At 41.6% G+C, this 404-nt stretch carries 1 protein-coding gene and 1 pseudogene; both read left to right on the forward strand.

Annotated elements, in window-relative coordinates:
• Positions 1 to 281, forward strand: a pseudogene (locus AB4496_RS24685) (7-carboxy-7-deazaguanine synthase QueE); the annotation flags it as partial.
• Between the two features lie 58 nt (positions 282 to 339).
• Positions 340 to 404 (forward strand): 7-cyano-7-deazaguanine synthase (locus AB4496_RS24690; RefSeq protein ID WP_195753689.1); only part of this gene is annotated, 65 nt, incomplete at its 3' end.

Raw genomic sequence — 404 nt, forward strand, 5'->3', positions numbered from 1 at the left:
CTTGGGTTACGGTGTCACCAAAAGTCGCAATGAAAGCCAAGTTGGATATTCTTGATAGCGCACTCGTTCGTGCGAATGAAATCAAACATCCTGTTGGTACAGGTAAAGACATCGAGCAACTAGATGCTCTTATTGCTAGAGCCGATGTCCCTGAAAATACAGTTATTGCGCTTCAGCCGATTAGCCAAAAAGAACGCGCAACTCAGCTTTGTATTGATACCTGCATTGAGCGCAATTGGCGCTTATCAATACAAACTCACAAATATTTGAGCATCGCATAGGTTGTATTTTTACTGGACAAGATAAGTCGCTAGTAGAAGGTTCTCGTAAGGATTTAAGATGAAAAAAGCAGTTGTAGTATTCAGTGGTGGTCAAGACTCAACAACGTGTCTTGTTCAAGCATT

The sequence above is a fragment of the Vibrio sp. 10N.222.46.A1 genome (assembly GCF_041473595.1).
Classification (GTDB): domain Bacteria; phylum Pseudomonadota; class Gammaproteobacteria; order Enterobacterales; family Vibrionaceae; genus Vibrio; species Vibrio tasmaniensis_A.